The 22,807-nt window shown below is 68.2% G+C and carries 23 protein-coding genes and 3 pseudogenes; 13 read left to right on the forward strand and 13 right to left on the reverse strand.

The genetic code is table 11. The features are described 5' to 3' along the window. Positions 1 to 193: 193 nt before the first annotated feature. Positions 194 to 1,195: a LacI family DNA-binding transcriptional regulator gene (locus IE278_RS37525; RefSeq protein WP_189779519.1), complete on the reverse strand. Its 1,002-nt coding sequence runs from the start codon at positions 1,193 to 1,195 to the stop codon at positions 194 to 196. A 209-nt stretch (positions 1,196 to 1,404) separates the two neighbouring features. On the opposite strand from IE278_RS37525, the gene iolC reads away from it, so the two are divergent. The 13 genes from iolC to IE278_RS42625 all read left to right on the forward strand — a co-directional run bounded on the left by iolC (position 1,405) and on the right by IE278_RS42625 (position 14,008). Further along, positions 1,405 to 2,379 (forward strand): 5-dehydro-2-deoxygluconokinase, encoded by a 975-nt coding sequence (gene iolC, locus IE278_RS37530; protein WP_189779489.1) that lies wholly within the window; start codon positions 1,405 to 1,407, stop codon positions 2,377 to 2,379. Between the two features lie 4 nt (positions 2,380 to 2,383). Then, complete coding sequence (locus tag IE278_RS37535; RefSeq protein WP_189779490.1) at positions 2,384 to 3,256, forward strand: Cgl0159 family (beta/alpha)8-fold protein; 873 nt, start codon at positions 2,384 to 2,386, stop codon at positions 3,254 to 3,256. Further along, a complete protein-coding gene (gene iolB, locus IE278_RS37540) occupies positions 3,253 to 4,146 on the forward strand; it encodes a 5-deoxy-glucuronate isomerase (protein ID WP_189779491.1) in 894 nt (297 codons plus the stop codon). The genes IE278_RS37535 and iolB overlap by 4 nt, the downstream gene beginning before the upstream one ends. Continuing rightward, on the forward strand, positions 4,146 to 6,029 hold the full coding sequence (iolD, locus tag IE278_RS37545; RefSeq protein ID WP_189779492.1) for a 3D-(3,5/4)-trihydroxycyclohexane-1,2-dione acylhydrolase (decyclizing): 1,884 nt from the start codon (positions 4,146 to 4,148) through the stop codon (positions 6,027 to 6,029). The genes iolB and iolD overlap by 1 nt, the downstream gene beginning before the upstream one ends. 29 nt (positions 6,030 to 6,058) lie before the next feature. Beyond that, positions 6,059 to 7,561: a CoA-acylating methylmalonate-semialdehyde dehydrogenase gene (locus IE278_RS37550; RefSeq protein ID WP_189779493.1), complete on the forward strand. Its 1,503-nt coding sequence runs from the start codon at positions 6,059 to 6,061 to the stop codon at positions 7,559 to 7,561. 88 nt (positions 7,562 to 7,649) lie between these two features. Next, on the forward strand, positions 7,650 to 8,600 hold the full coding sequence (locus IE278_RS37555) for a TIM barrel protein (protein ID WP_189779494.1): 951 nt from the start codon (positions 7,650 to 7,652) through the stop codon (positions 8,598 to 8,600). Between the two features lie 9 nt (positions 8,601 to 8,609). Further along, complete coding sequence (locus IE278_RS37560) at positions 8,610 to 10,052, forward strand: sugar porter family MFS transporter (protein ID WP_189779495.1); 1,443 nt, start codon at positions 8,610 to 8,612, stop codon at positions 10,050 to 10,052. A gap of 66 nt (positions 10,053 to 10,118) precedes the next feature. Beyond that, a complete protein-coding gene (locus tag IE278_RS37565) occupies positions 10,119 to 11,156 on the forward strand; it encodes a Gfo/Idh/MocA family protein (RefSeq protein WP_189779496.1) in 1,038 nt (345 codons plus the stop codon). Further along, entirely contained in the window at positions 11,153 to 12,022 is an 870-nt protein-coding gene (locus IE278_RS37570; protein WP_189779497.1) for a sugar phosphate isomerase/epimerase family protein, read from the forward strand. Before IE278_RS37565 ends, IE278_RS37570 begins: the two co-directional genes overlap by 4 nt. A gap of 236 nt (positions 12,023 to 12,258) precedes the next feature. Beyond that, positions 12,259 to 12,555 carry a DDE-type integrase/transposase/recombinase gene (locus IE278_RS37575; RefSeq protein ID WP_189779498.1) on the forward strand — a complete coding sequence of 99 codons (297 nt, stop codon included), beginning with the start codon at positions 12,259 to 12,261 and terminating at the stop codon, positions 12,553 to 12,555. A gap of 40 nt (positions 12,556 to 12,595) precedes the next feature. Then, a complete protein-coding gene (locus IE278_RS37580) occupies positions 12,596 to 12,763 on the forward strand; it encodes a hypothetical protein (protein ID WP_189779499.1) in 168 nt (55 codons plus the stop codon). 198 nt (positions 12,764 to 12,961) lie between these two features. After that, positions 12,962 to 13,543 (forward strand): IS110 family transposase, encoded by a 582-nt coding sequence (locus tag IE278_RS37585; RefSeq protein WP_246571335.1) that lies wholly within the window; start codon positions 12,962 to 12,964, stop codon positions 13,541 to 13,543. Positions 13,544 to 13,726: 183 nt separating this feature from the next. Beyond that, positions 13,727 to 14,008, forward strand: a complete 282-nt coding sequence (locus tag IE278_RS42625; protein WP_246571338.1) for a hypothetical protein — start codon at positions 13,727 to 13,729, stop codon at positions 14,006 to 14,008. A gap of 243 nt (positions 14,009 to 14,251) precedes the next feature. On the opposite strand, the gene IE278_RS37595 is transcribed toward IE278_RS42625, so the two are convergent. From IE278_RS37595 to IE278_RS37645, 12 genes and pseudogenes are all read right to left on the reverse strand, one after another. Then, positions 14,252 to 15,166, reverse strand: a complete 915-nt coding sequence (locus IE278_RS37595) for an NAD(P)-dependent alcohol dehydrogenase (protein ID WP_246571341.1) — start codon at positions 15,164 to 15,166, stop codon at positions 14,252 to 14,254. Further along, positions 15,163 to 15,624: a cupin domain-containing protein gene (locus tag IE278_RS37600; RefSeq protein WP_189779500.1), complete on the reverse strand. Its 462-nt coding sequence runs from the start codon at positions 15,622 to 15,624 to the stop codon at positions 15,163 to 15,165. Before IE278_RS37600 ends, IE278_RS37595 begins: the two co-directional genes overlap by 4 nt. Then, positions 15,612 to 16,592, reverse strand: coding sequence for a helix-turn-helix domain-containing protein (locus IE278_RS37605; protein WP_189779501.1), 981 nt, complete (start codon positions 16,590 to 16,592; stop codon positions 15,612 to 15,614). The genes IE278_RS37600 and IE278_RS37605 overlap by 13 nt, the downstream gene beginning before the upstream one ends. Before the next feature lie 477 nt (positions 16,593 to 17,069). Beyond that, positions 17,070 to 17,367, reverse strand: a pseudogene (locus IE278_RS37610) (LysR family transcriptional regulator); the annotation flags it as partial. A gap of 821 nt (positions 17,368 to 18,188) precedes the next feature. After that, entirely contained in the window at positions 18,189 to 18,323 is a 135-nt protein-coding gene (locus IE278_RS43010) for a hypothetical protein (protein ID WP_281403205.1), read from the reverse strand. A gap of 239 nt (positions 18,324 to 18,562) precedes the next feature. Next, positions 18,563 to 19,261 (reverse strand): Crp/Fnr family transcriptional regulator, encoded by a 699-nt coding sequence (locus IE278_RS37615; protein ID WP_189779502.1) that lies wholly within the window; start codon positions 19,259 to 19,261, stop codon positions 18,563 to 18,565. Positions 19,262 to 19,373: 112 nt separating this feature from the next. Continuing rightward, a pseudogene (locus tag IE278_RS37620) lies at positions 19,374 to 20,076 on the reverse strand (4-carboxy-4-hydroxy-2-oxoadipate aldolase/oxaloacetate decarboxylase). Beyond that, a pseudogene (locus tag IE278_RS37625) lies at positions 20,073 to 20,600 on the reverse strand (PIG-L deacetylase family protein); the annotation flags it as partial. The pseudogenes IE278_RS37620 and IE278_RS37625, both read right to left, overlap by 4 nt. Before the next feature lie 30 nt (positions 20,601 to 20,630). Next, a complete protein-coding gene (locus IE278_RS37630; RefSeq protein ID WP_189779503.1) occupies positions 20,631 to 21,335 on the reverse strand; it encodes an alpha/beta fold hydrolase in 705 nt (234 codons plus the stop codon). After that, entirely contained in the window at positions 21,332 to 22,186 is an 855-nt protein-coding gene (locus IE278_RS37635; RefSeq protein ID WP_189779504.1) for a class III extradiol dioxygenase subunit beta, read from the reverse strand. The genes IE278_RS37630 and IE278_RS37635 overlap by 4 nt, the downstream gene beginning before the upstream one ends. After that, positions 22,179 to 22,532, reverse strand: coding sequence for a protocatechuate 3,4-dioxygenase (locus tag IE278_RS37640; RefSeq protein WP_189779505.1), 354 nt, complete (start codon positions 22,530 to 22,532; stop codon positions 22,179 to 22,181). The genes IE278_RS37635 and IE278_RS37640 overlap by 8 nt, the downstream gene beginning before the upstream one ends. After that, on the reverse strand, positions 22,529 to 22,807 hold the full coding sequence (locus IE278_RS37645; RefSeq protein ID WP_189779506.1) for a muconolactone Delta-isomerase: 279 nt from the start codon (positions 22,805 to 22,807) through the stop codon (positions 22,529 to 22,531). The genes IE278_RS37640 and IE278_RS37645 overlap by 4 nt, the downstream gene beginning before the upstream one ends.

A 22,807-nucleotide genomic window follows, 5' to 3' on the forward strand; every position in this document is an offset into this window, starting at 1 on the left:
CAAGGCAAGGCCCAAAGCCCCGACTGCTGAGGATGCGCGCTGACCGTCTTGATCACATGTCCACCAGCATTTCGGCATCAGACAGAGCGAAGTCAACTTCGATGCACTGTGCTACATCCCGGTCGGCGACAGCGTGGTCGATATGTGACGTCTCAGGTCCTGTGATCTCCCACGGCCTCCGGTCGCCGGTGTCTCAGGTCAACGTCTTCGGTGCCGTATCAGTGGTGCCGCGTACCACGAGCTTGGGGTCCAGTACCGCCTCCCGGGGTTCCAGCTCCGGGTTCTCCAGCCGCTCCACGGCGAACCGGACGGCGTACTGCGCCATGAGGGCCGCATCCTGACGGACGGTGGTCAGACCGATCGGCATCAGATGGGAGAGGTGACTGTCGTCGTACCCGACAACGGACACATCACGCGGCACATCAACACCTGCCCGTGTCAAGGCCATCAGCAGGCCCCACGCACACCGGTCGTTGCCCGCGAGCACCGCCGTCGGCAGGGCCTGACCCCGATTGCGCTCCGCCAGGAGCAGGCGGCCCGCTTCGATGCCCGACTCCTCCGTGTGTTCCCCGGCGATCACCCGCGCCTCGGACTCCAGCCCGTGCCGGCGCATCGCGGCCCGGTAGGCACGCCGCCGCTCGGCCGAGCCCGGGCCCCGGCCGCCGTCGATGTGCACCATCCGTCGGTGCCCCCTCTCGACGAGGTACTCCATGGCCTGTCGCACACCCTTGCCCTCGGCGGAGTGTACGAAGTCCACGCGGGCGTGGGGCACCCGGCGGCTGACCGAGACGGTCGCCGCCCGTTGTCCGAGTCCGTCGAGATACGCGGCCTCCGCGTCGGGACCCAGCAGGATCAGCGCCTCGCAACGGTGACTGAGCAGAGCCTCGGCCGCCTTCGCTTCACTTCTACCCGGGGCGGCCGCGGAGAGCAGGACGTCATAGCCGAGGCGTTCGGCCTCGGGGTAGATCCCCTGAATGAGGTCCGCGTGGAAGGTCTGATGCACGGTGAACATCACGCCGAGCGTGCGGCTGCGGCCGCGGGCCAGCAGCCGGGCCGCGCTGTCGGGGCGGTAGCCGATCTCGTCGGCGACCCGCAGCACCCGCTCCCGGGTCCCTTCGCTCGCACCTGGCTGACCGCGGAAGATGATCGAGACGAGCGCCCGGGACACCCCCGCTTTCGCGGCGACGTCCGCCATCGTGGGCCGCTGCTTCCCCGACGCATCCACCAGTGAACCCACCCTTCGACGCGGCCCACCATACGGGCCCTCTCGAAATCTCCCAGCAACAAGGTATTGACATGACATTTGGACAGAGGTCATCGTACACAGACTAGAGCGCGCTAGTAGAGCGCGATAGCGACTCTCGTGAGAGTCTCCCGTCTCTGGCACGAAAGGGAAACCGCGTTATGCCGTTGGAAGTGCTGACCATGGGCCGCGTCGGAGTGGATGTGTATCCGCTCCAGACAGGCGTGGGACTGGCCGAGGTCACCTCGTTCGGCAAGTACCTGGGCGGCAGCCCGACCAACGTCGCCGTCGCCGCCGCCCGTTACGGGCGCTCCGCAGCCGTGATCACCAAGACCGGCCGCGACCCGTTCGGGGACTTCGTCCGCACGGCCCTGGCCGGCTACGGAGTCGACACCCACTTCGTCGGTACGTCGGACATCGCGCCGACCCCAGTGACCTTCTGCGAGATTTTCCCGCCCGACGACTTCCCGCTCTACTTCTACCGCCTGCCGAAGGCTCCCGACCTGGACATCCGCTCCGACGAGCTCGACCTCGCGGCGGTGCGCGACGCCCGCGTCTTCTGGATCACCGGAACCGGGCTCAGCGAGAATCCGAGCCGCCCGGCCACCCTCGCCGCCCTGGCACACCGCGCGAAGGCGGGGACGACCGTCTTCGACCTCGACTGGCGGCCGATGTTCTGGAAGGACCCGGCAGCGGCCCGTACGTACTATTCCGAGGCGCTGCGCCACACCACCGTCGCGGTCGGCAACCTCGACGAGTGCGAGGTCGCCACCGGTGAGCGCGAGCCGTACGCGGCCGCGAAGGCGCTGCTCGCCGCCGGGGTCGAACTCGCCGTGGTGAAGCAGGGACCCAAGGGCGTGCTCGCCATGAACCGGGACGGCTCGACCGCCGAGATCCCGCCGGCCCCGGTGGACGTCGTCAACGGCCTCGGCGCCGGAGACGCCTTCGGCGGCGCACTCTGCCACGGGATTCTGTCCGGCTGGGGCATCCGCCGCACCGTCGCCTTCGCCAACGCCGCCGGCGCCATCGTCGCGGGCCGGCTCGCCTGCTCAGACGCCATGCCGACCGAGGCCGAGGTCGACACCAAGCTCCGCGAGGCCTCGCTCGCCTCCGGCTCCACCCAACGAGAGGTGTGACGACGTGCTGTCTGACAACGTGAGCCGGATCGTGGAGGCCCGGGTCAGTGATCCCGGTGCCGTCGCGGCGGCCGCCGCGCGACGCGTACGGGCCACCTCGCTGCTCGGCGAGCACGGCAAGGCGATGATCATCGCGGCGGACCATCCCGCGCGCGGCGCCAACGGCGTCGGCGGCGACCCCACCGCCATGGCCGACCGCTTCAAGCTGCTGGACCGTCTGTGCGTCGCCCTGGAGCGGCCCGGTGTGACCGGTGTGCTGGCCACCGCGGACATCCTGGACGACCTGCTGCTGCTCGGCGTGCTCGACGGCAAGAGCGTCTTCGGCTCGATGAACCGGGCCGGGCTCGCGGGGTCGGTCTTCGAGATCGACGACCGCTTCACCGGTCACGACGCCGAGACGATCGCCGCGATGCGCTTCGACGGCGGCAAGATGCTCACCCGCATCGCCCTGAAGGACCCGGCGACGCCCTCCGTCCTGGAGAACACCGCCCGCGCGGTCGACGAGCTGAACGACCGTCAACTCATCGCGCTGGTCGAGCCGTTCATGTCCGTGTGGCAGGACGGCAGGGTCCGCAACGACCTCTCCACCGACGCCGTCATCAAGTCGGTCACCATCGCCTCGGGGCTCGGCCGCCGCAGTGCCTACACCTGGCTGAAGCTGCCGGTCGTCAACGACATGGAACGAGTTCTCGCCGCCTCCACCCTGCCGGCGCTCCTGCTAGGCGGCGAGGTCACCGACCCGGACACGGCCTTCGCCTCCTGGGGCAAGGCCCTCAAGCAGCCCACCGCGCAGGGCCTGGTCGTGGGCCGCTCCCTGCTCTACCCCGCAGGCGGCGACGTCGCCGGTGCGGTGGACCGGGCGGTGAGCCTGCTGTGAGCGACACGAGCAAGTACCACCTCCCCCACGGGACTTCGGCCGACGGTCCGTACGACCTCGTGGTCACCCCCGAGTCGGCGGGCTGGGGATACTCCGGCCTCAGGATCCTGACCCTGAGGCCGGGCCAGGCGCACGCCCTGTCCACCGGGGATTCCGAGTTCCTGGTCCTGCCGCTGACGGGCTCCTGCACCGTCACCACGAACGGCAGGGCCTTCGAACTCGCCGGTCGGACAGGCGTGTTCGCCTCGGCCACCGACTTCGCGTATCTCCCGCGCGCGTCGGAAGCCCTGATCAGCAGCGCGCAGGGAGGTCTGTTCGCGCTGCCCTCCGCCCGTACCGAGCGGGGAGGTCACTCGGCTCGGTACGGGCGCAAGGAGGACGTGCCCGTCGAGCTGCGCGGCGCAGGGAACTGCTCCCGCCAGGTCAACAACTACTGCCTGCCGGGCACGTTCGACGCCGAGCAGCTGCTGGTGTGCGAGGTCCTCACCCCCGGCGGCAACTGGTCCTCGTATCCGCCGCACAAGCACGACGAGGTCCGCACTGACGACAGCGGCCGGCCGGTCGAGTCCGAGCTGGAGGAGATCTACTACTTCCAGGTCGCGGGCCAGGACGGCTTCGCATACCAGCGGGTCTACGGCACCCCGGAGCGGCCCATCGACGTGCTCGCCGAGGTCCGTTCCGGCGACACCGTCCTGATCCCGCACGGCTGGCACGGCCCGTCGATCGCCGCGCCCGGCTACGACCTCTACTACCTCAACGTCATGGCGGGCCCGGGGCAGGACCGCGCCTGGCTGATCTGCGACGACCCCGCCCACGGGTGGGTCCGCGGCGCCTGGGAGTCCCAGGAGAGCGACCGCCGGCTGCCGTTCGGGGCCAAGGAGAACCAGTGATGGAAACGATCAGGCTCACCACCGCGCAGGCCCTCGTGCGCTTCCTGGCGAACCAGTACAGCGAGCGCGACGGCCAGGAGCAGCGGCTGATCCCCGGGGTCTGGGGCATCTTCGGGCACGGCAACGTGGCCGGCCTGGGCCAGGCGCTCCTGCAGGCCGCCGTCACCCAAGAGGCCGACCTGCCCTACTACTTGGCCCGCAACGAGCAGGGCATGGTGCACGCGTCGGTGGCGTACGCGAAGATGCGCGACCGGCTGGCGACCTTCGCCTGCTCGGCGTCGACCGGACCCGGCTCCACGAACATGATCACCGGTGCGGCCCTGGCCACCACCAACCGGATCCCGGTCCTGCTGCTGCCCAGCGACATGTTCGCGACCCGTGCCGCCGACCCGGTCCTCCAGCAGTTGGAGGACACCCGCGGCGGGGACGTCACGGTCAACGACACCTTCAGGGCCGTGTCCAAGTACTTCGACCGGATCTCCCGGCCCGAGCAGCTCATCCCGGCCGCGCTGGCCGCGATGCGGGTGCTCACCGACCCGGTCGAGACCGGCGCCGTCACGCTCTCGCTGCCCCAGGACGTCCAGGCCGAGGCGTACGACTGGCCCCTCTCCTTCTTCCGGCGCCGGGTCTGGCACGTGGGCCGCCCGGTACCGGAACCGGCCGCCGTCGAGCGGGCCGCGCGTCTGTTGCGCGGTGCCCGCAGACCGCTGATCGTGGCCGGCGGCGGTGCCGTCTACTCCGGCGCCGAGACCCAGCTGCGCGCCTTCGCCGAAGCCAGCGGCATCCCGGTCGCGGACACCCATGCAGGCAAGGGCGCGGTGCCCTGGGACCACCCCTACGCGGTCGGCGGCATCGGCTCGACCGGCTCGTACGCGGCGAACGAAGTCGCGCGCGAGGCAGACGTCGTCCTCGGGATCGGCACCCGGTACTCCGACTTCACCACTGCCAGCCACACCGTCTTCGGCAACCCGGACGTCACGTTCGTCAACCTCAACGTGGCCCGCCTGGACGCCGTCAAGCACTCGGCGGAACCGCTGGTGGCTGACGCCCGGCTCGGCATCCAGGCCCTCGCGGGCGCGCTGACGGACTGGGAGGTCGCCCCGGAGTACCGCGACCGCACACGCCAACTCATCGCCCGGACACGGGAGATCGAGGAGGAGTGCTTCGCGACCGACCGCAACACCGGTGAACTGCCCGCCCAGACCCAGATCCTGGGCGCGCTCAACGACGTCCTGGACGACCGTGACGTCGTCATCAACGCAGCCGGCTCCATGCCCGGCGACCTGCAACAGCTGTGGCGGGCACGGGATCCGAAGGCCTACCACGTGGAGTACGCGTACTCCTGCATGGGCTACGAGGTCGCCGCCGGCGTCGGCACGAGGATGGCCGACCCGTCGCGCGAGGTCGTCGTACTCGTCGGCGACGGCTCGTATCTGATGATGGCTCAGGAGATCGTGACCATGGTCTCCGAAGGACTGAAGGTCATCATCGTCCTCGTCCAGAACCACGGCTTCGCCTCCATCGGCGCCCTGTCCGAGTCACTCGGCTCGCAGCGGTTCGGCACCAAGTACCGCTTCCGCACAGCCGATTCGGGCCAGCTCGACGGTGACGTACTCCCCGTCGACCTCGCCGCCAACGCCTCCTCGCTCGGTGCGGACGTACTGCACGCCACCTCCGTCGACGAGTTCCGTGCGGCGATGGAGAAGGCGAAGGCCGCCACCCGCACCACAGTCGTGCACGTCGAGACCGACCTGTACGGGCCGAACCCGCCCGGCCACGGCTGGTGGGACGTACCGGTGAGCCAGACCTCCGCCCTGGACTCCACCCGTGACGCGTACGAGACGTACGCCGCCCGCAAGCAGGCCCAGCGCCACTACCTGTAAGTCCCGTCCCCGCAAAGGAAACCCGCACCGTGAAAACCATCGAGCACTGGATCAACGGCTCCCCCGCCGCCGGGAACAGCCCGCAGACGGCCCCCGTGTTCAACCCGGCCACCGGCCAGGAACAGGCCAGGGTCGCCCTGGCCTCGGCCGCCGACGTGAACACCGCCGTCACAGCCGCCACCGCCGCCTTCGAGACCTGGTCCGAGTCGTCGCTCACCCAGCGCACCCAGGTCATGTTCGCCTTCCGGCAGCTCCTCGTGGAGCACGAGGAGGAACTGGGCCGGATCATCTCCGCCGAGCACGGCAAGACGGTCGACGACGCGCGCGGCGAGATCACGCGCGGCCGGGAGGTCGTGGAGTTCGCGTGCGGACTCGGGGACGTCCTGAAGGGGTCCTTCTCCGACCAGGTCTCACGCGGTGTGGACGTGCACAACTTCCGCCAGCCGCTGGGCGTCGTCGCGGGCATCACGCCCTTCAACTTCCCCGCCATGGTGCCTCTGTGGATGCACCCGATCGCCATCGCGACCGGCAACACCTTCATCCTCAAGCCCAGCGAGCGCGACCCCTCCGCCGCGAACTTCGTCGCAGAGCTCTACAAGAGGGCCGGGCTGCCCGACGGCGTCTTCAACGTCGTGCACGGCGGCAAGGACGCAGTCGACGCGATCCTCACCCACTCCGGCATCGAGGCCGTCTCCTTCGTCGGTTCGACGCCGATCGCCAGGTACGTCCACGAGACGGCCACCGCGCACGGCAAGCGCGTCCAGGCGCTCGGCGGAGCCAAGAACCACGCCGTCGTCCTGCCCGACGCCGACCTGGAGTTCGCCGCGAACCACATCACGGCGGGCGCGTACGGCTCCGCCGGTGAACGCTGCATGGCCGTCTCGGTCGCCGTCGCGGTCGGGGACGCCGCCGACGCTCTGGTCGAGATCCTTCAGCGCAAGGCCCGCGAGGTGAAGGTCGGTCCCGGTGACGCGGCGGGCACGGAGATGGGCCCGCTGGTCACCAAGGCCGCCCAAGAGCGCGTCGAGAACGCCGTCGGTGTCGCCGGCGGACAGGGTGCCACCGTGGTCGTCGACGGTCGTGGCCTCAAGGTCGACGACCCCGCATACGCCGACGGCTTCTTCACCGGGCCGTCCCTCCTCGACCACGTAACGACCGAGATGGACGCCTACAAGGAAGAGCTGTTCGGGCCGGTCCTCGCCGTCGTCCGCGTCGACACCCTCGACGAGGCCATCGGCGTCATCAACGCCAACCCTTACGGCAACGGCACCGCCCTGTTCACCGGCTCCGGCGAAGCCGCGCGCCGCTTCCAGCGCAACGTCAAGGTCGGCATGATCGGCATCAACGTGCCGGTGCCTGTGCCGATGTCGTACTACTCCTTCGGCGGCTGGAAGGACTCCCTCATCGGCGACTCCCCCATCCACGGTCCCGAGGGCATCCGCTTCTACACCCTCCCCAAGGTCGTCACCACACGCTGGCCGCAGCCCAAGCAGGAGGTGACCGCCGGCTTCAACTTCCCCACATCCAACTGAACCCCGGCAAAGACAGCAACAGACCCCCGCGCAGAAAACACCGCCACCCAAGGGCATCTCCGTCCCTCGTCTTCAAAGGATTTCGACCATGGCAATGGCGCCATCCCCACTCCGCACCGTCGCTGGCAACCTGTGTCTGGGCTCGGCCCCCGATTCCTGGGGCATCTGGTTCCCCGAGGACGAGCACCAGGTCCCATACACCCGCTTCCTCGACGAACTGACGCAGGCCGGCTACGAGTGGCTGGAACTCGGACCGTACGGCTATCTCCCCACCGAACCATCCGTACTCGCCGAGGAGTTGGCCGTACGCGGTCTGAAGGTCTCCGGCGGCACCGCCTTCGGCGCGCTGCACCGCCCTGAAGCCTGGGACGAGATGCTCGCGCATGTCCGGCAGGTCGCCGAGCTGACCGCCGCCGCGGGCGCCCACCACCTCGTTCTCATCCCGCCCATGTACCGGGACGAGAAGACCGGCGCGTTCACCGAGTCCCCCGAGTTGACCGCCGGGCAGTGGGCGGGCTTCGGCCGGGCCGCCGACCGACTCGGGAAGCTGCTGCTCGACGAGTACGACGTACGGCTCGTCCTCCACCCGCACGCCGACAGCCACATCCAGACGCAGCCGGAGATCGAACGGCTGCTCAACGAGTCGGACGGCCAGTACACGAACCTCTGCCTGGACACGGGGCATGTCGCGTACGGCGGCGGTGACAACCTCGATCTGATCCGTCGGTTCGGTGAGCGCGTCGGATACGTGCACATCAAGCAGATGGACCCGGAAGTGCTCGCCCAGGTCGCCGCGGAGGACCTGTCGTTCGGCGAGGCCGTCAAGCGCGGAGTGTGCGTCTCTCCACCCGCGGGTGTGCCGAACCCGGCCGATGTGGTGGACGAACTCGCCAAGCTCGACGCCGAGTTGTTTGTCATCGTCGAGCAGGACCTGTATCCGTGCGCTCCCGACGTGCCGCTCCCCATCGCTGTACGCACGCGTGAGCACCTGGCCGGCTGCGGCCTGACCGGAACCCGGCGCCCCCACAACCACCGGTAGGAGAGGGCCATGGACGTCAGGGACGACGCGACCTCGCCACGCGCCACCACCACTACCGCCTCCACGTTCATCGACGGCGCCCCGCCGGCGGTCTCGCGGCGGCTACGGCTCATCACGATCATCGCAACCTTCGGCGGACTGCTCTTCGGCTACGACACCGGGGTCATCAACGGCGCGCTGCCGTACATGACCGACGACCTGGGCCTGACCCCCTTCACGGAGGGCATGGTCACCAGCTCCCTGCTGCTCGGTGCCGCGCTCGGAGCGGTCATCGGCGGCCGTCTCTCGGACGCCCGCGGCAGGCGGCGCAACATCCTGCTGCTGGCGGTGCTGTTCTTCATCGGCGCGCTCGGCTGCACGCTCGCCCCGACCACCGCGGTGATGGTGGTGGCCCGGTTCGTGCTCGGCCTCGCGGTCGGTGGCGCCTCGGTGACCGTGCCGGTGTATCTCGCGGAGATCTCGCCCGCCGAACGTCGCGGTGCGCTGGTCACCCGCAACGAACTCATGATCGTCAGCGGGCAGTTGCTGGCCTTCACCTCCAACGCGATCATCGCCGACGTGGGCGGCGAGTCCGGCGGCGTGTGGCGCTACATGCTGGTGATCGCGACCATTCCCGCCGTGGTGCTGTGGTTCGGCATGCTGGTGATGCCGGAAAGCCCCCGCTGGCTCGCCTCCAAGGGCCGGTTCAACGAGGCCTTCGAGGTGCTCAAGCAGGTCAGGTCCCAGCAGCAGGCCGAGGCCGAGCTGAGCGAGGTCTCCACGCTCGCCGTCAAGGACGATCAGGCGAAGCTCGGTGGCTGGCACGACATGAGGTCCACTCCATGGGTGCGCAGGCTGATGTTCATCGGCTTCGGCATCGCTATCGTGCAGCAGATCACCGGCGTCAACACGATCATGTACTACGGCACACAGATCCTCACCGACGCCGGGTTCGCCGCGGACAGCGCGCTGACGGCGAACATCGCCAACGGCGTGATCTCGGTCCTCGCCACCTTCGTCGGCATCTGGCTGCTCGGCCGGGTCAACCGACGCCCGATGCTGATGGCCGGTCAGATCGGCACCACGAGCGCCCTGTTGATGATCGGCATCTTCTCGCTGGCGCTGCCCTCGGGCGACGGCCGCGCCTACGCCGTACTCGCCATGACCGTCACCTTCCTCGCCTTCCAGCAGGGCGCGATCTCGCCGGTCACCTGGCTCATGCTCTCGGAGATCTTCCCGATGCGGATGCGTGCCTTCGGAATGGGCGTCGCGGCGGTGGTGCTGTGGCTGACCAATTTCGCGATCGGGCTGGTCTTCCCGTCTCTGGTCTCCGGGATCGGTATCTCCGCCACGTTCTTCCTCTTCGTGGTGGCGGGAGTCTTCTCGATCACCTTTGTGAAGTTGTACGTCCCCGAGACGCGTGGCCGCACCCTGGAGAACCTCGAGACGGAACTCCGGGCCCGCTACTCCTGAACGCTCCCCTCATGTCCCCCGCCCCCCGGGTCAGCGATGGTCCGGGAGCTGCAGAAAGGAAACCCAATGACTGTGCGTGTAGGGGTCATCGGCACCGGCTGGATCGGCCAGGAACACATCCGCCGGCTCACCGACACCGTCACCGGGGCCAAGGTCACCGCCGTCACAGACATCGACGCGGCGCACGCCGAGGAGGCGGCGGCCCGCGTCGGCGCCCGGATACTCGCGGACGGCTCCGAGCTGATCGTGGCGGAGGACGTCGACGTCGTACTCGTGACGTCCTGGGGTCCCACCCATGCCGAGCACGTGCTGAACGCGATCGCCGCCGGAAAGCCGGTGTTCTGCGAGAAGCCCCTGGCCACCACGGCCGAGGACTGTCTGCGCATCGTCGAGGCAGAGCGCGCGCACGGCCGCCGCCTGGTCCAGGTCGGCTTCATGCGCCGCTACGACGCGGGCTACCGCCGGATGAAGGAGGTGCTGGCCTCAGGCGGTATCGGCACCCCGCTGATCGTGCACTGCGCGCACCGCAACCCGACCGTCCCCAAGGCGTACACCTCCCGCATGGCCGCACAGGACACGGCGGTCCACGAGATCGACGTACTGCGCTGGCTGCTGGACGACGAGATCGTCTCCGCACAGGTACTGAGGCCGCGTGCCACGACCAACCGCTTCCCGCATCTGACAGACCCGCAGATCATGCTCTTCGAGACCGCGAACGGGGTCCGCATCGACCTGGAGGTCTTCGTCAACTGCCAGTACGGATACGACATCCAGTGCGAGACCGTCGGCGAGACGGGCCTGGTTCGGCTGCCCGACCCGGCCGCGGTCACCCTGCGCACCGAAGGAGTGAGCGCCTCTGCGGTACTGCGGGACTGGAAGGACCGGTTCGCGGAGGCCTTCGACACCGAGTTCCGCGAGTGGATCGCGGGCATCGCGGCCGGCGAGGAGCCGACCGGACCGTCCGCCTGGGACGGCTACGCGGCCACCGTCATCACCGATGCGGCCGTCCAGTCCCTGGAGTCGGACAGCCAGGTCGTGACCGTTGACATGAAGCCCCGACCTGCCTTCTACGCGGGCAACGCCAACACTGGAGGTGTCGCATGAAGATCGCCCTCGACCCGTACATGTTCCGCGTCTTGCCCATCGACGAGATGGTGCGCACGGTCGCCGAACTCGGCTACGAATACATCGAGATGTCACCACGCGAGGACTTCATGCCGTTCTTCCTGCACCCCAGGGCGGACGACGAGCGGGTGGCGGAACTCAAGAACGCCCTGCGCACACACAGCGTGAAGCTGTCCTCCGTACTCCCCCTCTACAAGTGGTCCTCACCCGACGAAACCGAGCGTCAGGCAGCCGTCCGCTACTGGAGGCGGATGATCGAGATCACCTCCGACCTCGAATGCCCGCTGATGAACTCGGAGTTCAACGGCCGGCCGGACAAGGCCGCCGCGAGCGAGGCCGCGTTCTGGCGGTCCATGGAGGAGCTCCTGCCGGTCTTCGAGCGGGAGGGCATCGCGCTGAACCTGGAGGCGCACCCGGACGACTTCTGCGAGGAGAACACCCCGGCCGTGAACCTGGTCCGCGCCGTCAACAGAACCTGGGTGAACTACCTTTACTGCGCCCCGCACTCCTTCCACCTCTCCGGTGCCTCGGACGTCGGTGCGGACATCGCGGCGATGATGCGCTACGCGGGTGACAAGCTGCAGCACGTACACATCGCGGACTCCTTCAACCACAAGGGCTCCAGCGGTCTGCGCTACATCCTCAACCCGCCCGGCACCACCGCCCGCATCCACCAGCACCTGGACATCGGCCAGGGCGAGGTGAACTGGGACGCCTTCTTCGGCACCCTTCGCGAACTGGACTTCGACGGCGTCGCCACCGCCTGCGTCTTCGCCTGGGAAGAACGCGCCCAGGAATCCTCAGCGTTCATGCTCGACCGCATTCGCAAGGAACTCGCTGGGTAGAGCTCGGCATCTACCCACCGGGATCCTGCACGACCGGCCCCTCTGGACGACGCCCTGGAAGTCGTCACATCGCTCGGCCGGCGCTGAGATCAACACGGGCGACTTCCTGCCCGCGCCATCTTCCGCACACAGCCCTGGCGCAAGATCAACCTCAGCCATGTGTGACGAGGGCAGCCCGGTGGTCAACCACAAAAGGGTCGCGAGGATCATGCGGACCATCGGGCTCAAGGGGGGGGGTGCGCCTGCGGCGTCGGCACCGCACCACCTTCACGGACCAGACGGCTTCGAAGGCGCCGGATCTGATCGGCCGCGGCTTCACCGCCCAGGTTCCGAACACGAAGTACGTCGGCGATATCACCTACCTGCCCCTCGACGGCGGGAAGTTCTGTTACCTGGCGACCGTCATCGACCTCACCTCGCGGCGTCTGGCCGGCTGGGCGATCGCCGACCACATTCGCGCAGACCTCGAAGCCTTCGCCATAGCGATCAACAACAGGCCCCGCAAGACCCTCGGCTGGCGGACGCCCGCATAGGTCTTCGAGGAGCAGCTACGCTCGCTGCAACAGCCCGGTATTGCAACGACTGGTTGAACTCGCCCAATACACGGGTTTCCGGCTCGCCGAGCACCTGGACGCCTCCAGCATCGCGGCCTCGATCGGCTCGGTCGGCGACGCCTACGACTGTCAGTCTCTTGGCACCGGATCCCGCAAGGATTCGGTAGCCCCGGCCGTGACGGTCTGACCCTTGCTACGACCGACCCCACGGGTGTCCTGGCGTTGATCTGTCGACCGTCCGGCCGGGCACGCAGTAAGCGCTGCCGCCGGCCGGACGTGACCTGATAAGAGCCTGGAGCCACCTCGTCAAAAGCGTCCCCGTGACAGTCCTGTCCGTCCGACCGGCGACAGCGTGCACTTCACGCTACCGGCCGGAAGGAACGCGGTGAACACCAACGAGCAGCACATGTCCGGGCACGTCGTGATCGGCGTCGACACACACAAGCATGTGCACGTCGCGGCAGTCATGGACACCATCGGCGGAATCCTGGCGACATTGACGATCCCCACGGACACCGGCGGATTCCAGCAACTCCTGGACTGGGCAACCTCGTTCGGCAAGGTGCTGGCATTCGGGGTCGAAGGCACCGGATCCTACGGCGCCACCCTGGCCTCGTTCCTTCGCCGGGCCGGTCACAAGGTGGTCGAGGCCGGCCGGCCGGACCGACGGCTGCGGCGGATGAACGGCAAGTCCGACACGCTGGATGCGGAGAACGCCGCCCGCGCAGTTCTCGCCGGCTTCGCCACCGCCATTCCCAAGACGGCGGACGGCGGGGCCGAGATGATCCGCCGGCTAAAGATCGCCCACGACCAGGCCGTCGAACAGCGCGCGGCCGCGCCGCCGCCGCGGGCATCACGGCCCCCGCGCTGTACCGGATGTTCGACGACAAGGACGGGCTCCTGGCCGAGCTGGCCGCCTACGGGTTCGAGATCTACCTGGCCGAGAAACGCGAAGCGCTGGCTCTGACCCCCGACGACCCGGTGGCCGACCTCTACCGTGGCTGGGACCTGCACGTCGACTTCGGAGTGCGACATCCCGCGTTCTACATGCTCATGTACGGCACTGTGCAGCCCGGGCGGCGGCCCCCGGCCGCGGACGAGGCGCACGCCCTGCTGGTCACACTGCTGGGCCGGGCGGCTCCGGGTTCCGGTGAAGCAGGCGACCCGTGTCATCCACGCCGCGACAACGGGTGCCACGCTGGCGCTGATCGGCGAAGCGCCCGCGGAGCGGGACCTGACCACTTCGGCACGGCTGCGGGACACCGTCATCGCCTCCCTCACCACGGACCCGCCCGCCTCGTCCGGGTCGGACCTGGCCTCGCGCGCACTCGCCCTCGATGCCGCACTGGAAACCGTGTTCACCACCGGGGTACCTCTGCGAGACACGGAGGCAGCTCTGCTGCGCGAATGGCTGCAGCAGCTGGCAGGCTGAACCGGCCGCCTGCTCCGCAGGCGGTCAGAACAGTCGGTTACGCCGACCGCGTGGAGGGCGTTCAGTCGCAGGGGCCGACGGCAACACTCCCTCAGCAACTGGCCGTCCTGGAAGCCGGCGGACACCACATCAACGCCTCCACCGCCCGCTCCCGCACACCAGAAGACGTTGCGACGTTCCTCGCTCCCAACCCCACACAAACCAAGGCCAAAAAGACGAGTTAAAGATCTGCACGCCGTCAACTTAGCTTCCGGCCATGGTGATGACCAGTTTGCGGCCCTTCGGGCGCTGCTCGCGCTCCAGCTCCGTCAGGGCGGGAATCGCCTCGGCTAACGGGACCGTACGGGCGATGGGCAGGCGCAGGGTCCGGGCCACGTCCTCCAGGTCTGCGGTCACCGACCGGCCCATCATCGCCCGGAACGGGCCGGGCAGTGCGCTTCTGATCATTTTGGCCGGGGTCGGGACGATGTCGACGATGGTTCCGCCGGGCTTCAGCAGCGTTCGGGCCGCGACGAAGGGAAGCATGCCGGGCGTGTCAAGGACGAGATCGAACCGTTTGACGAGGGCGGCCGGGTCGAAGTCGAAACTCACGACCGGCTCGACGCCGAGCTCGCGGGCCTCGTCGGCCGCAGGGTTGCGGCAGCTGCCGGCAACCGAGGCTCCCCGCGCCCGGGCGAACTGGACGGCGGCCCGGCCCACCCCGCCCAGGCACCCGTTGACGAAGACCGCCTGCCCGGGACGGACCTTCGCCATGGCCTGGTAGGCGGTCACGCCCCCCGTAGGCAGCGCGGCGGCCTGCTCGTACGAAAGGTCCACCGGTTTGAGCACGACCGCCTTCTCCGGGATTGTCACCGTCTCGGCGAACGCCCCCGCCTGCCTAAACTGAGCCGCGCCGAGTACCGCGTCGCCAGCCCTCAGGCGGGTGACGCCGGTGCCGACCGCCTCGACGACTCCGGCGAAGTCGTGCCCCATTGCCCGGGGGAACGAGCGACCGATCAACAGCTTCATCTCGCCGTTGGGCATCTTCCAGTCCAGCGCGTTGGAAGCTGCCGCTCGGACGCGGACGAGAACCTCATCCGGACCCGGGCGTGGTGGCTCGAACTCCGCGAGCCGCATCACCTCCGGGCCGCCGTAGCGGTCGTACTGGAGGCGCTTCACGAGGCGTACTCGTTCGAGATCTCGGTGGCGTAGTTCTTCCAGAGCGGTTGCATGGTTTCGGCGTTGACCGGCTGCCCGGAATCGATCATGGCCTTGAAGTCGCGGAAGTACTGCACATACAGGTCCGGCGTGAAGGTGTTCAGCATGACTGCGTTCTCGTCGCCGACGTTGGCGAACGTGTGCGGCGCCCCGGTCGGCACGATGACCCAGGTGCCCGGCCCGGCGTCGTAGTGGTCCTCGCCGACGGTGAACCGGAAAGTTCCCGCCAGCACGTAGAAGCCCTCGTCATGCTGGGCGTGGCGATGCTGCAACGGGCTCGGGGTGCCCGGCGGAATGGTGACCTCGGCGAACCCCAGCCGGTGGTCGGTGTGCTCGCCGTTCTCCAGGATGCGGATCTGCTGTGCCCCGCTGCCGAGGATCTCGCCCTCACCGGGGCCGACGATGTTTACCTTCGCCACGACTTCTCCTCTTGCTCTTGCCTGCCTTGGTCACCACCATCCTTGTCCGGGCCTGCTGTGCGCGTCTTGGTCGTCTGTGCACGGTTGCTGGTAACCAGCGCACGGGCGTTGTAGCCGTACGTCGCCTTGAAGAGCTTGCTGAAATGAGTGGGATCGGAGAATCCCCACCGGGCGGCCACAGCGGTGACCGTACGTCCGCTTCCGGTCAGCTCGGCCCGACAACGCTCCAGGCGGCGACGGCGGATCAGGGCCGCGACGGTGAGCGGCTGGTCCTCGAACAGCTTGTGCAGCCGGCGTACGGACATGTGGTGGGCGGCGGCGATGCCAGGCGGGGACAGATCGGGATCGGCCAGCCGAGTGTCGATGTAGCCGGCGATCCGGCTCCGGAGCCCCTCGTCCGGGGCCGGCCGTTCGTCGCCGAGCCGGGCTTCCAGTGCGACCGCGATCAGCTCGACGACGGCCGCCGCCGACCGCAGCGCCTCCGCCTTGCGGAACTCAGTCGCCGACCACGCCGACTCCCGGGCCAGCACGGAGACGAGAGCGCCCGGGCCGTGGCTGCCGTCGATGCGTACGCCGATGAGCCGGTCGATCTGCGCGGGCCGGATCCGAAGCTCCCGGCGCGGAACCAGGATGGTGACGTGCGCCGAGGCGGTGCTCTCGAACCGGAGCGTACGCGTGGGATCGAGCAATACCAGGTCGGTCGGCCCGAGTTCGGCGTCGCCGCGCCCTTGCTCGATCCGCGTCCAGCCCCGGGCCATCACCTTGACCGCCAGGTTCTCGCCGTCGGAGGCGTCGTCCTCCCGCCCGATGCAGGCGCTCTCGGGCGTGTCGAGGGAGACCAGCCGCAGCGGCCCGAGGTCACGGGTGGCGATCGCGCCCCGGAAGCCAGCCCCGGCCAGCTTGTTGACCAGCGGCGGAAACCCGCTGGCGGCCAGCTCGTCCTGGAACGACTCAAGGTTGCCGATCACCTGACAATGATAACGGCGACACTTCTGCTCAGGCACGGTGTTCGGCCGGGGGGGGGTACAGCGGCGTCGGCCCGCATCTGCTCTACCAGGCTCTGGTGCATGCGGTGGACTTCGAGTTGTGTTCACACTCGTTGGCGATCAACTGGAGTCCGCTGGTGGGCGCAGCTGTGACGGCCAGCCTGCCGGCACCCACCGCCGCGGTCACCGCTACAAAGAACGCGGCAGCGAGGATCGCGCTTGGTCTTCGTGATCGCATGAATGAACGTCGTCCGTGTCGTGGGCGGCCGCCTGGGCCGCCTGAGTACCCCGTCAGGTCTGTGCTCAGTCTCTTCGGTGACTGCGGCGAGCGGTGACGGTGTCGGCATGCGGGCCGACGCAACTTTTTGAGACTCGCTCGTGTCCGCCGTGCGAATCACACCGAGGCCGTCCCATGCCGGAAGGCCTAACACGCACGTGCGAAGGGATGACCGTCCGGAATCAAGTGTCGGGCCGGGGCCGGTCGTCCAGTGCGGCACCGGCGTCAGGGCAGTCCTTCCGGATGGTGTCGAGGAAGGCGCGCAGCACCGGGGAGCGGTTGCAGGCCGCGAAGGACAGGACCGAGATCGGGCAGGAACGTGCGCGGGGTGACTTCACAGAACCGCACTCCCGGACGCGGGACTGTCCTCATGCGGGATGGCCCCAAGCCGACGCCCACGCCTGAGGCGGCGAGACCGATGATCGTGTGCACGTTCCTCGCGACGGTCGCGCCGCCGAGAGCCGATGAGTCCGTGCCTACTCCGAAGCCGGCTATTTCGAGCGCAACGTGCGCACCATTGAGGTCATGGTCGATCGCGACGCCGTCGCCTCCGGCGCCGCCGCGGCTGACGAACCCTGGCAGCACTACGACCTCGGACACGGCTATCGCAGCTACACCTTCTTCGAGCAGCGCCAGCACCGCATGGCTTGCGCACGCTGCGACTTCCACACGCCGAAGGACTCCACAATGGCCCAACTCCGCAAATTCAAAAAGCCACTTGCAGAAGATGGTCGTGTCCATCCCGCTGACCGACGACGAGCACGCAGCTGCCGAGGACGGCCAGGCGGCCCTGGACCGGCTGCTCGACCACCTCGCCGACACGCCCACTCCGGCTGGCCCGACACCACGCGCGCTGAACGTGCCAGCGACGGCCCGCCTCCTGCCGCTCGTCGACGTCCGACAGGGCGGGACGCTCCGAACCGCGCTGCTATCGGAGTGCGCACACTGCCGGGAGAGTGTCACAGTCACTGCCGTGACCTTGATGAACGCGCTCGTCGACTTCGCCCGAACCGGCCAGATCAGCCCGCTTCACTGCGGAATGTCCCTGACCGAGGCCGAGGACCTCCTGGGTCAAGGGCGCCCGCACCCCGCCATCCTCATGAAGGGCCCCGGCATCGACGGCTATCCCTATGCGTGGGGATGCCTTCGACTGGTCGTCACTCAGAGGGCCGTCAGCGGCATCTGGATCAACCTCTGGCCCGGATCAACGACGAGTCTCCCACCGCTCCTACTGCCTGGCTCCGAGTCGTTCGAGGCGACCGTTCCCCGCGAGGAACTGATCATGGCTGGCCCTCGATACCTCAGGCTGCCACCACGAGGTCGACCCCGTCCTCACCTTCGGCGAGCAGTCGAGCATCCTCACCGAGCCCGCCGAGGTCTGCGCTGTCTTCAGTCTGCCCGGCCGTGAGAACCATGTGCCGCACCGTGATCGGCACTACCTCGATGTGATGCACAAGCACACGGCCTGACATCGCTGATTCCACAGAATGGTCTTGTTGTTCACGCCTTCAGCGCCGCCCGTTGTGGAACGGGAGGTTGGGGCGGCGATCACTGCCTCGTGGTCCCGTGTGAGGACGCGGGTGAAAGCGTGCAGATGGGGCAGGTCCGCCTTCGCCCAGGACACCGTGCTGCTCGAGGTGTTCGCCCCACCGCTCATGTGAGACGGATGGCGCACTCAACGCGGCTGGGTGGCCGCGATCCGGTGCAGGCCCGCGGGGTCCAGCAGGCGAATGATGCGGGGCTCCCGCTCGATGAGGGCGCGGGATGCAAAGTCCCCGAGGGTTCTGGCGACGACCTCGCGCACTGATCCCACCGCGCGCGCAACCTCGTCCTGCGTGGCGTGCACGACCAGACCGCCAGCCTCACGCGTGCACAGCTCCAACAGGTGATAGGCCACGCGAGGCGGCACCTGTTGGAACACGTTGTTGCTCCACAGTTGCTCGGAAAGATGCAGCGTCTCCGCGATGTACCGCGCGATAGGCCACGCCACCCCGACCTCGGTCGCCGCGAGCCGGGACAGGCTGCTCGCCGACAACGACACGCAATCGGTGTCGATCATGACCTTGACTGCGACACCCGGGTTGTGGCGGCCGGCCGCCAGGACAGGCAGGCCGACCAGCTCACCACGTGCCGCGTAACGCACCGTCACCTCGCGGCCGGCTGTCGAGCTGACGAAAACGCGGGCCAGCCCCTCGACGATCAGATACACCACTCCCGACGCCTCCCCCGCGCCGTGGATGGCGTCGCCGCTGGCGAAGTGCCTCAGCGTGGCCCGCTCAGCCAGGGCCCCGGCGACGTGTTCCGGAAACTGCGCGAGCAGGCTGTCGTTCCACGCATTCCGTGCTGCTCCGGGGAGGGACTCCGGAGCATTCATGCACCACGCTCGCTCTCTCTCGCACACGGCGCCACATGTTGTAGAGACATGCCCATCCGGATGATTGCCACCGCTGACACGGGGATGATGCCATGCCGCCGCCCGAAGATCCTCAGCGGTCCTGTTGATCCTCCCACATGACGTAGTCGACGCCCTGATCGGCTAGCACGCTGCGCAAGCCGTACCGGACGAGCCCCAGTTGGCCGTCCCGGAAGGCAACCCGGGCCAGGGCCTCCTTGGCCTCACGCGCCTCGGAAGCCGCAAGGGCGTCGCCGACCCGCTCTCTCGGTACCACCAGCACGCCGTCCTCGTCGGCGGCGAGCACGACGTCGCCGGGACGCACCACCGCGCCGCCCACGACGATCGGCACGTTCACCGATCCGGCGGTCGCCTTGGCGGGGCCCTGCGCGTTGATCGCTGCAGACCAGACGGGGAACTGCATCTGGCGCAGCTCCGAGGTATCGCGCACGCCCGCGGTGATCACCAGCCCGCGGAACCCCCCGTCGTTGCAACGCCGTGGCGAACAGCTCACCGAACATCCCGTCGCTGGACAGCGACGTCGTGGCGACGACGAGGAAATCTCCGGCACGGCACTGCTCGATGGCCGCGTGGATCATGAGGTTGTCACCGGGCCAGCTCAGCACCGTGACGGCGTTGCCGGCCGCGCGGACATCGTGCTGGATCGGCCTGATGCCCGCGCCGACCAGACCGACCCGGCCCAGTGCTTCGTGCACCGTGGCGACGCCGAAGCCAGCGAGCCGCTTGATCTCGGCGGCGTCCGCCCGGGGACAGTTGGTGACGATGACGGTCTTCATCGGAGCGCGTCCGTCACCTGGGCGTAGTACCGCATGTACGCCTCACCTTTGGCTGTCGTGGTCCGTCCCAGGTTGGGCTCAGAATTTCTCGTGACCTGGACGCCGCGGCGCTCGGCCAGATCGGTGTAGTAGACCCACATGTACCGCTGCGCCGACAGGCACTCCATGGCTGCGCGTTTGGCCGGGAACGCCTTCGTGATGTCGAGCAGCAGATCGGTTTTGAAGTCGCTCTGCTCTGGCTGATGCGGTTCGAAGAAGAAGACCGGCGGCGCACCGATCGGCTCGCCGGGCGCGTCGTACCCGATCGCCTGGGCCAGGATCCGGGGCTGGATCGCCATGCGAGCGGCTGCGGGGTGATCACCGTTGTACGGGTGGGTCAGCACCACGGTGGGGTCGACAGGCCGGAAGATGCGCACGAGTCGATCGACGAGGTCATGGCTCTCGAGCAAGGGATAGTCCCCGGCATGGAGGAACTCGATCTCCGCACCGAGCGCGGCTGCGGCCGCTTCGGCCTCCGCGCGACGCCACATCAACGCCGCGTGCTGGCCATTCACTCAGACGGCCAGTTGGTCGAGAAGCAGCGCCAGTGGTTCCGGCGTGGTCACCATCGCCTCGTGTCCGGTGTCGAGTTCGTACCCGGGCCACCCGAGTTCGCGCGCCCGTTCGGCCGACGAGGCGAAGACGCGCATCCAGGACGTGCACTCGATGTAGACCGCCGGCACGTCTCGTTCCCGCGCAGTCAGCGTGACTGCCGCTGTGTAGGTGGCCCACGGTTGCGGCGTGAGACGGGGAGTCAGCCAGTCGATGTCTTCGGTGGCCGTGACACCCAGCACCTCGAGCGACCGCGGCGGGATGAGCCAACCGAATCCTGGGCCGCTGACGGATTCGCGGTAGTGGTGGGCGATGCGGTCGGGCAGCAGATCGATCGCGGACTCGCCGCCGCGCGGGAAGAAAGCGTCCAGGTACACCCGGGTTCGGATCCGGTCAGGGCGCTGCTCGGCGACGCCGGCGACCACCATTCCCGCATAGCTGTGGCCGACGAGGATCACGTCGTGCAGGTCCTCGGCGTCCATCAGCCGCACGACGTCGTCGACGTGCGTGATCAGATCGACCTGCGGGGACAACAGATGCGCGCGGTCACTCACGCCGGTGAACGTCGGGCTGAACACCGAGTGCCCGGCAGCGCGGAGGCGGGTGGCCACCCTCGCCCAGCACCAACCCCCGTGCCACGCCCCGTGCAGGAGAACAAAGTTGGTCACCGTCCTGATGCCTTGTTCTCAAAAAGCGCAAGCGCCGCGGCGGTGTTGGACGCCGGCACGTGATAGGCGTCCGAGATCCTCGTGATGTCCTCGTCCATCGCACCGCGCATGACCAGCCACATGATCATCTCGATACCTTCGGAGCCAGCCTCCGTGATGTACGTTTCGCGGCTGAGGGACGCCAGTGCCTGCGGATCGCACTGAATCTTGCTCATGAACATCGCGTCGAAGACCGGATTGATCAGGCCGGCGCGTTCCCCGGCAAGCTGGTGCGACATCCCGCCGGTGCCAAACACGGCGACCTTCAGGTCGTCAGGGTAGGCGCGAATGGCTCTGCCCAGGGCCTTGCCGAGGTCATAACACCGGGCCGCGGTGGGCTGCGGGTACTGAATGACGTTGACCAGCAGCGGAATCACCGGACACGGCCAGGTATCACCCGGGTCGGGGTCGTACACCGAGAGCGGAACCGTGAAGCCGTGATCTACCGCGAGTTGATGCGCGACCGTGATGTCGAACGCGTCGTCGACGAGGCTCTCGACAAGGTGCTGCGCGAGACCGGGATGGCCGTACACGGTCGGGACGGGACGGGGTCCCCAGCCCTCGTCGGCCACCGGGAAGCTGGCCGCCGTTGCCAACGCGAAGGTCGGGACGAGGTCCAGGCCGATCGCGTTAGCGTGATCGTTGTACACCAGGACGATGACGTCGGGCGTGTGTTCGGCCATCCAGTCGCGGGCCTGCTGGTAGCCGTCGAACAGCGGCTTCCAATAGGGCACCTGCGTCCTGTGGTTGTCCATGGCAGCGCCGATGGACGGGACGTGGCTCGTCGCCAGCCCCCAGATCACCTCAGCCACAGCGACGTCCTCCTGCCCTCATTGCCGCGGCGAAGTCCTCGGTCGTCATGCCGGTGAAGACGCCCCCGAGGTCCTGCATCGACAACTTGTCCACCATCGCCAGCTTGTAGACGTAGAAGATCGAGCCCCCGAGGTCCAGCAGCAACCGCCAGTCACGCTCGAGCAACGCAGTACGTTGCAGGGGCTTCATGTCGAAGCGATCGCAGTAATCCGCCTCGTCGGCGAGGAAGCTCGCCCGACTTGCTGGCGTCGTCAGCGTCGAGCACAGCTTGTTGATCGCATACCCCTGACGGTTGTCCGCGATGTCGAAGACGTACGTCCCGGACACGGCTGGCTTGCTGGTCATGGCTGCTCCTGAGGATGGGTGGCGAGCGCCTCAACCGTGACGTCCATCCAGGAGAAGGCGGGCAGGGACGCCAGCGCGTCGTGCAGGTGGGTGGCGTCCGCGGCGTCCCAGAGCCCGATCACAGCTCGCCTTCCGGGGACCCGCCAGAGGCGCAGAAGCGTTCCCTCACTTCGCAGCTGCTGTGCGCGGTTACGTTCGAGACCTTTCAATCGGTTCCGTTCAGCGACGGGCATCGTGTCGGGAAGGTTGGTCTCGAACCTGACCAAGAACTCCAT

Source organism: Streptomyces tauricus (assembly GCF_014650955.1).
Taxonomy (GTDB): Bacteria; Actinomycetota; Actinomycetes; order Streptomycetales; family Streptomycetaceae; genus Streptomyces; species Streptomyces tauricus.

Coding starts and splice junctions, on each gene's coding strand:
- IE278_RS37525 (WP_189779519.1), bottom strand. CDS start 1,195: ATGGCGGACGTCGCCGCGAAAGCGGGGGTGTCCCGGGCGCTCGTCTCG.
- iolC (WP_189779489.1), top strand. CDS start 1,405: ATGCCGTTGGAAGTGCTGACCATGGGCCGCGTCGGAGTGGATGTGTAT.
- iolD (WP_189779492.1), top strand. CDS start 4,146: ATGGAAACGATCAGGCTCACCACCGCGCAGGCCCTCGTGCGCTTCCTG.
- IE278_RS37555 (WP_189779494.1), top strand. CDS start 7,650: ATGGCAATGGCGCCATCCCCACTCCGCACCGTCGCTGGCAACCTGTGT.
- IE278_RS37560 (WP_189779495.1), top strand. CDS start 8,610: ATGGACGTCAGGGACGACGCGACCTCGCCACGCGCCACCACCACTACC.
- IE278_RS37565 (WP_189779496.1), top strand. CDS start 10,119: ATGACTGTGCGTGTAGGGGTCATCGGCACCGGCTGGATCGGCCAGGAA.
- IE278_RS37570 (WP_189779497.1), top strand. CDS start 11,153: ATGAAGATCGCCCTCGACCCGTACATGTTCCGCGTCTTGCCCATCGAC.
- IE278_RS37615 (WP_189779502.1), bottom strand. CDS start 19,261: ATGAATGCTCCGGAGTCCCTCCCCGGAGCAGCACGGAATGCGTGGAAC.
- IE278_RS37640 (WP_189779505.1), bottom strand. CDS start 22,532: ATGACCAGCAAGCCAGCCGTGTCCGGGACGTACGTCTTCGACATCGCG.
- IE278_RS37645 (WP_189779506.1), bottom strand. CDS start 22,807: ATGGAGTTCTTGGTCAGGTTCGAGACCAACCTTCCCGACACGATGCCC.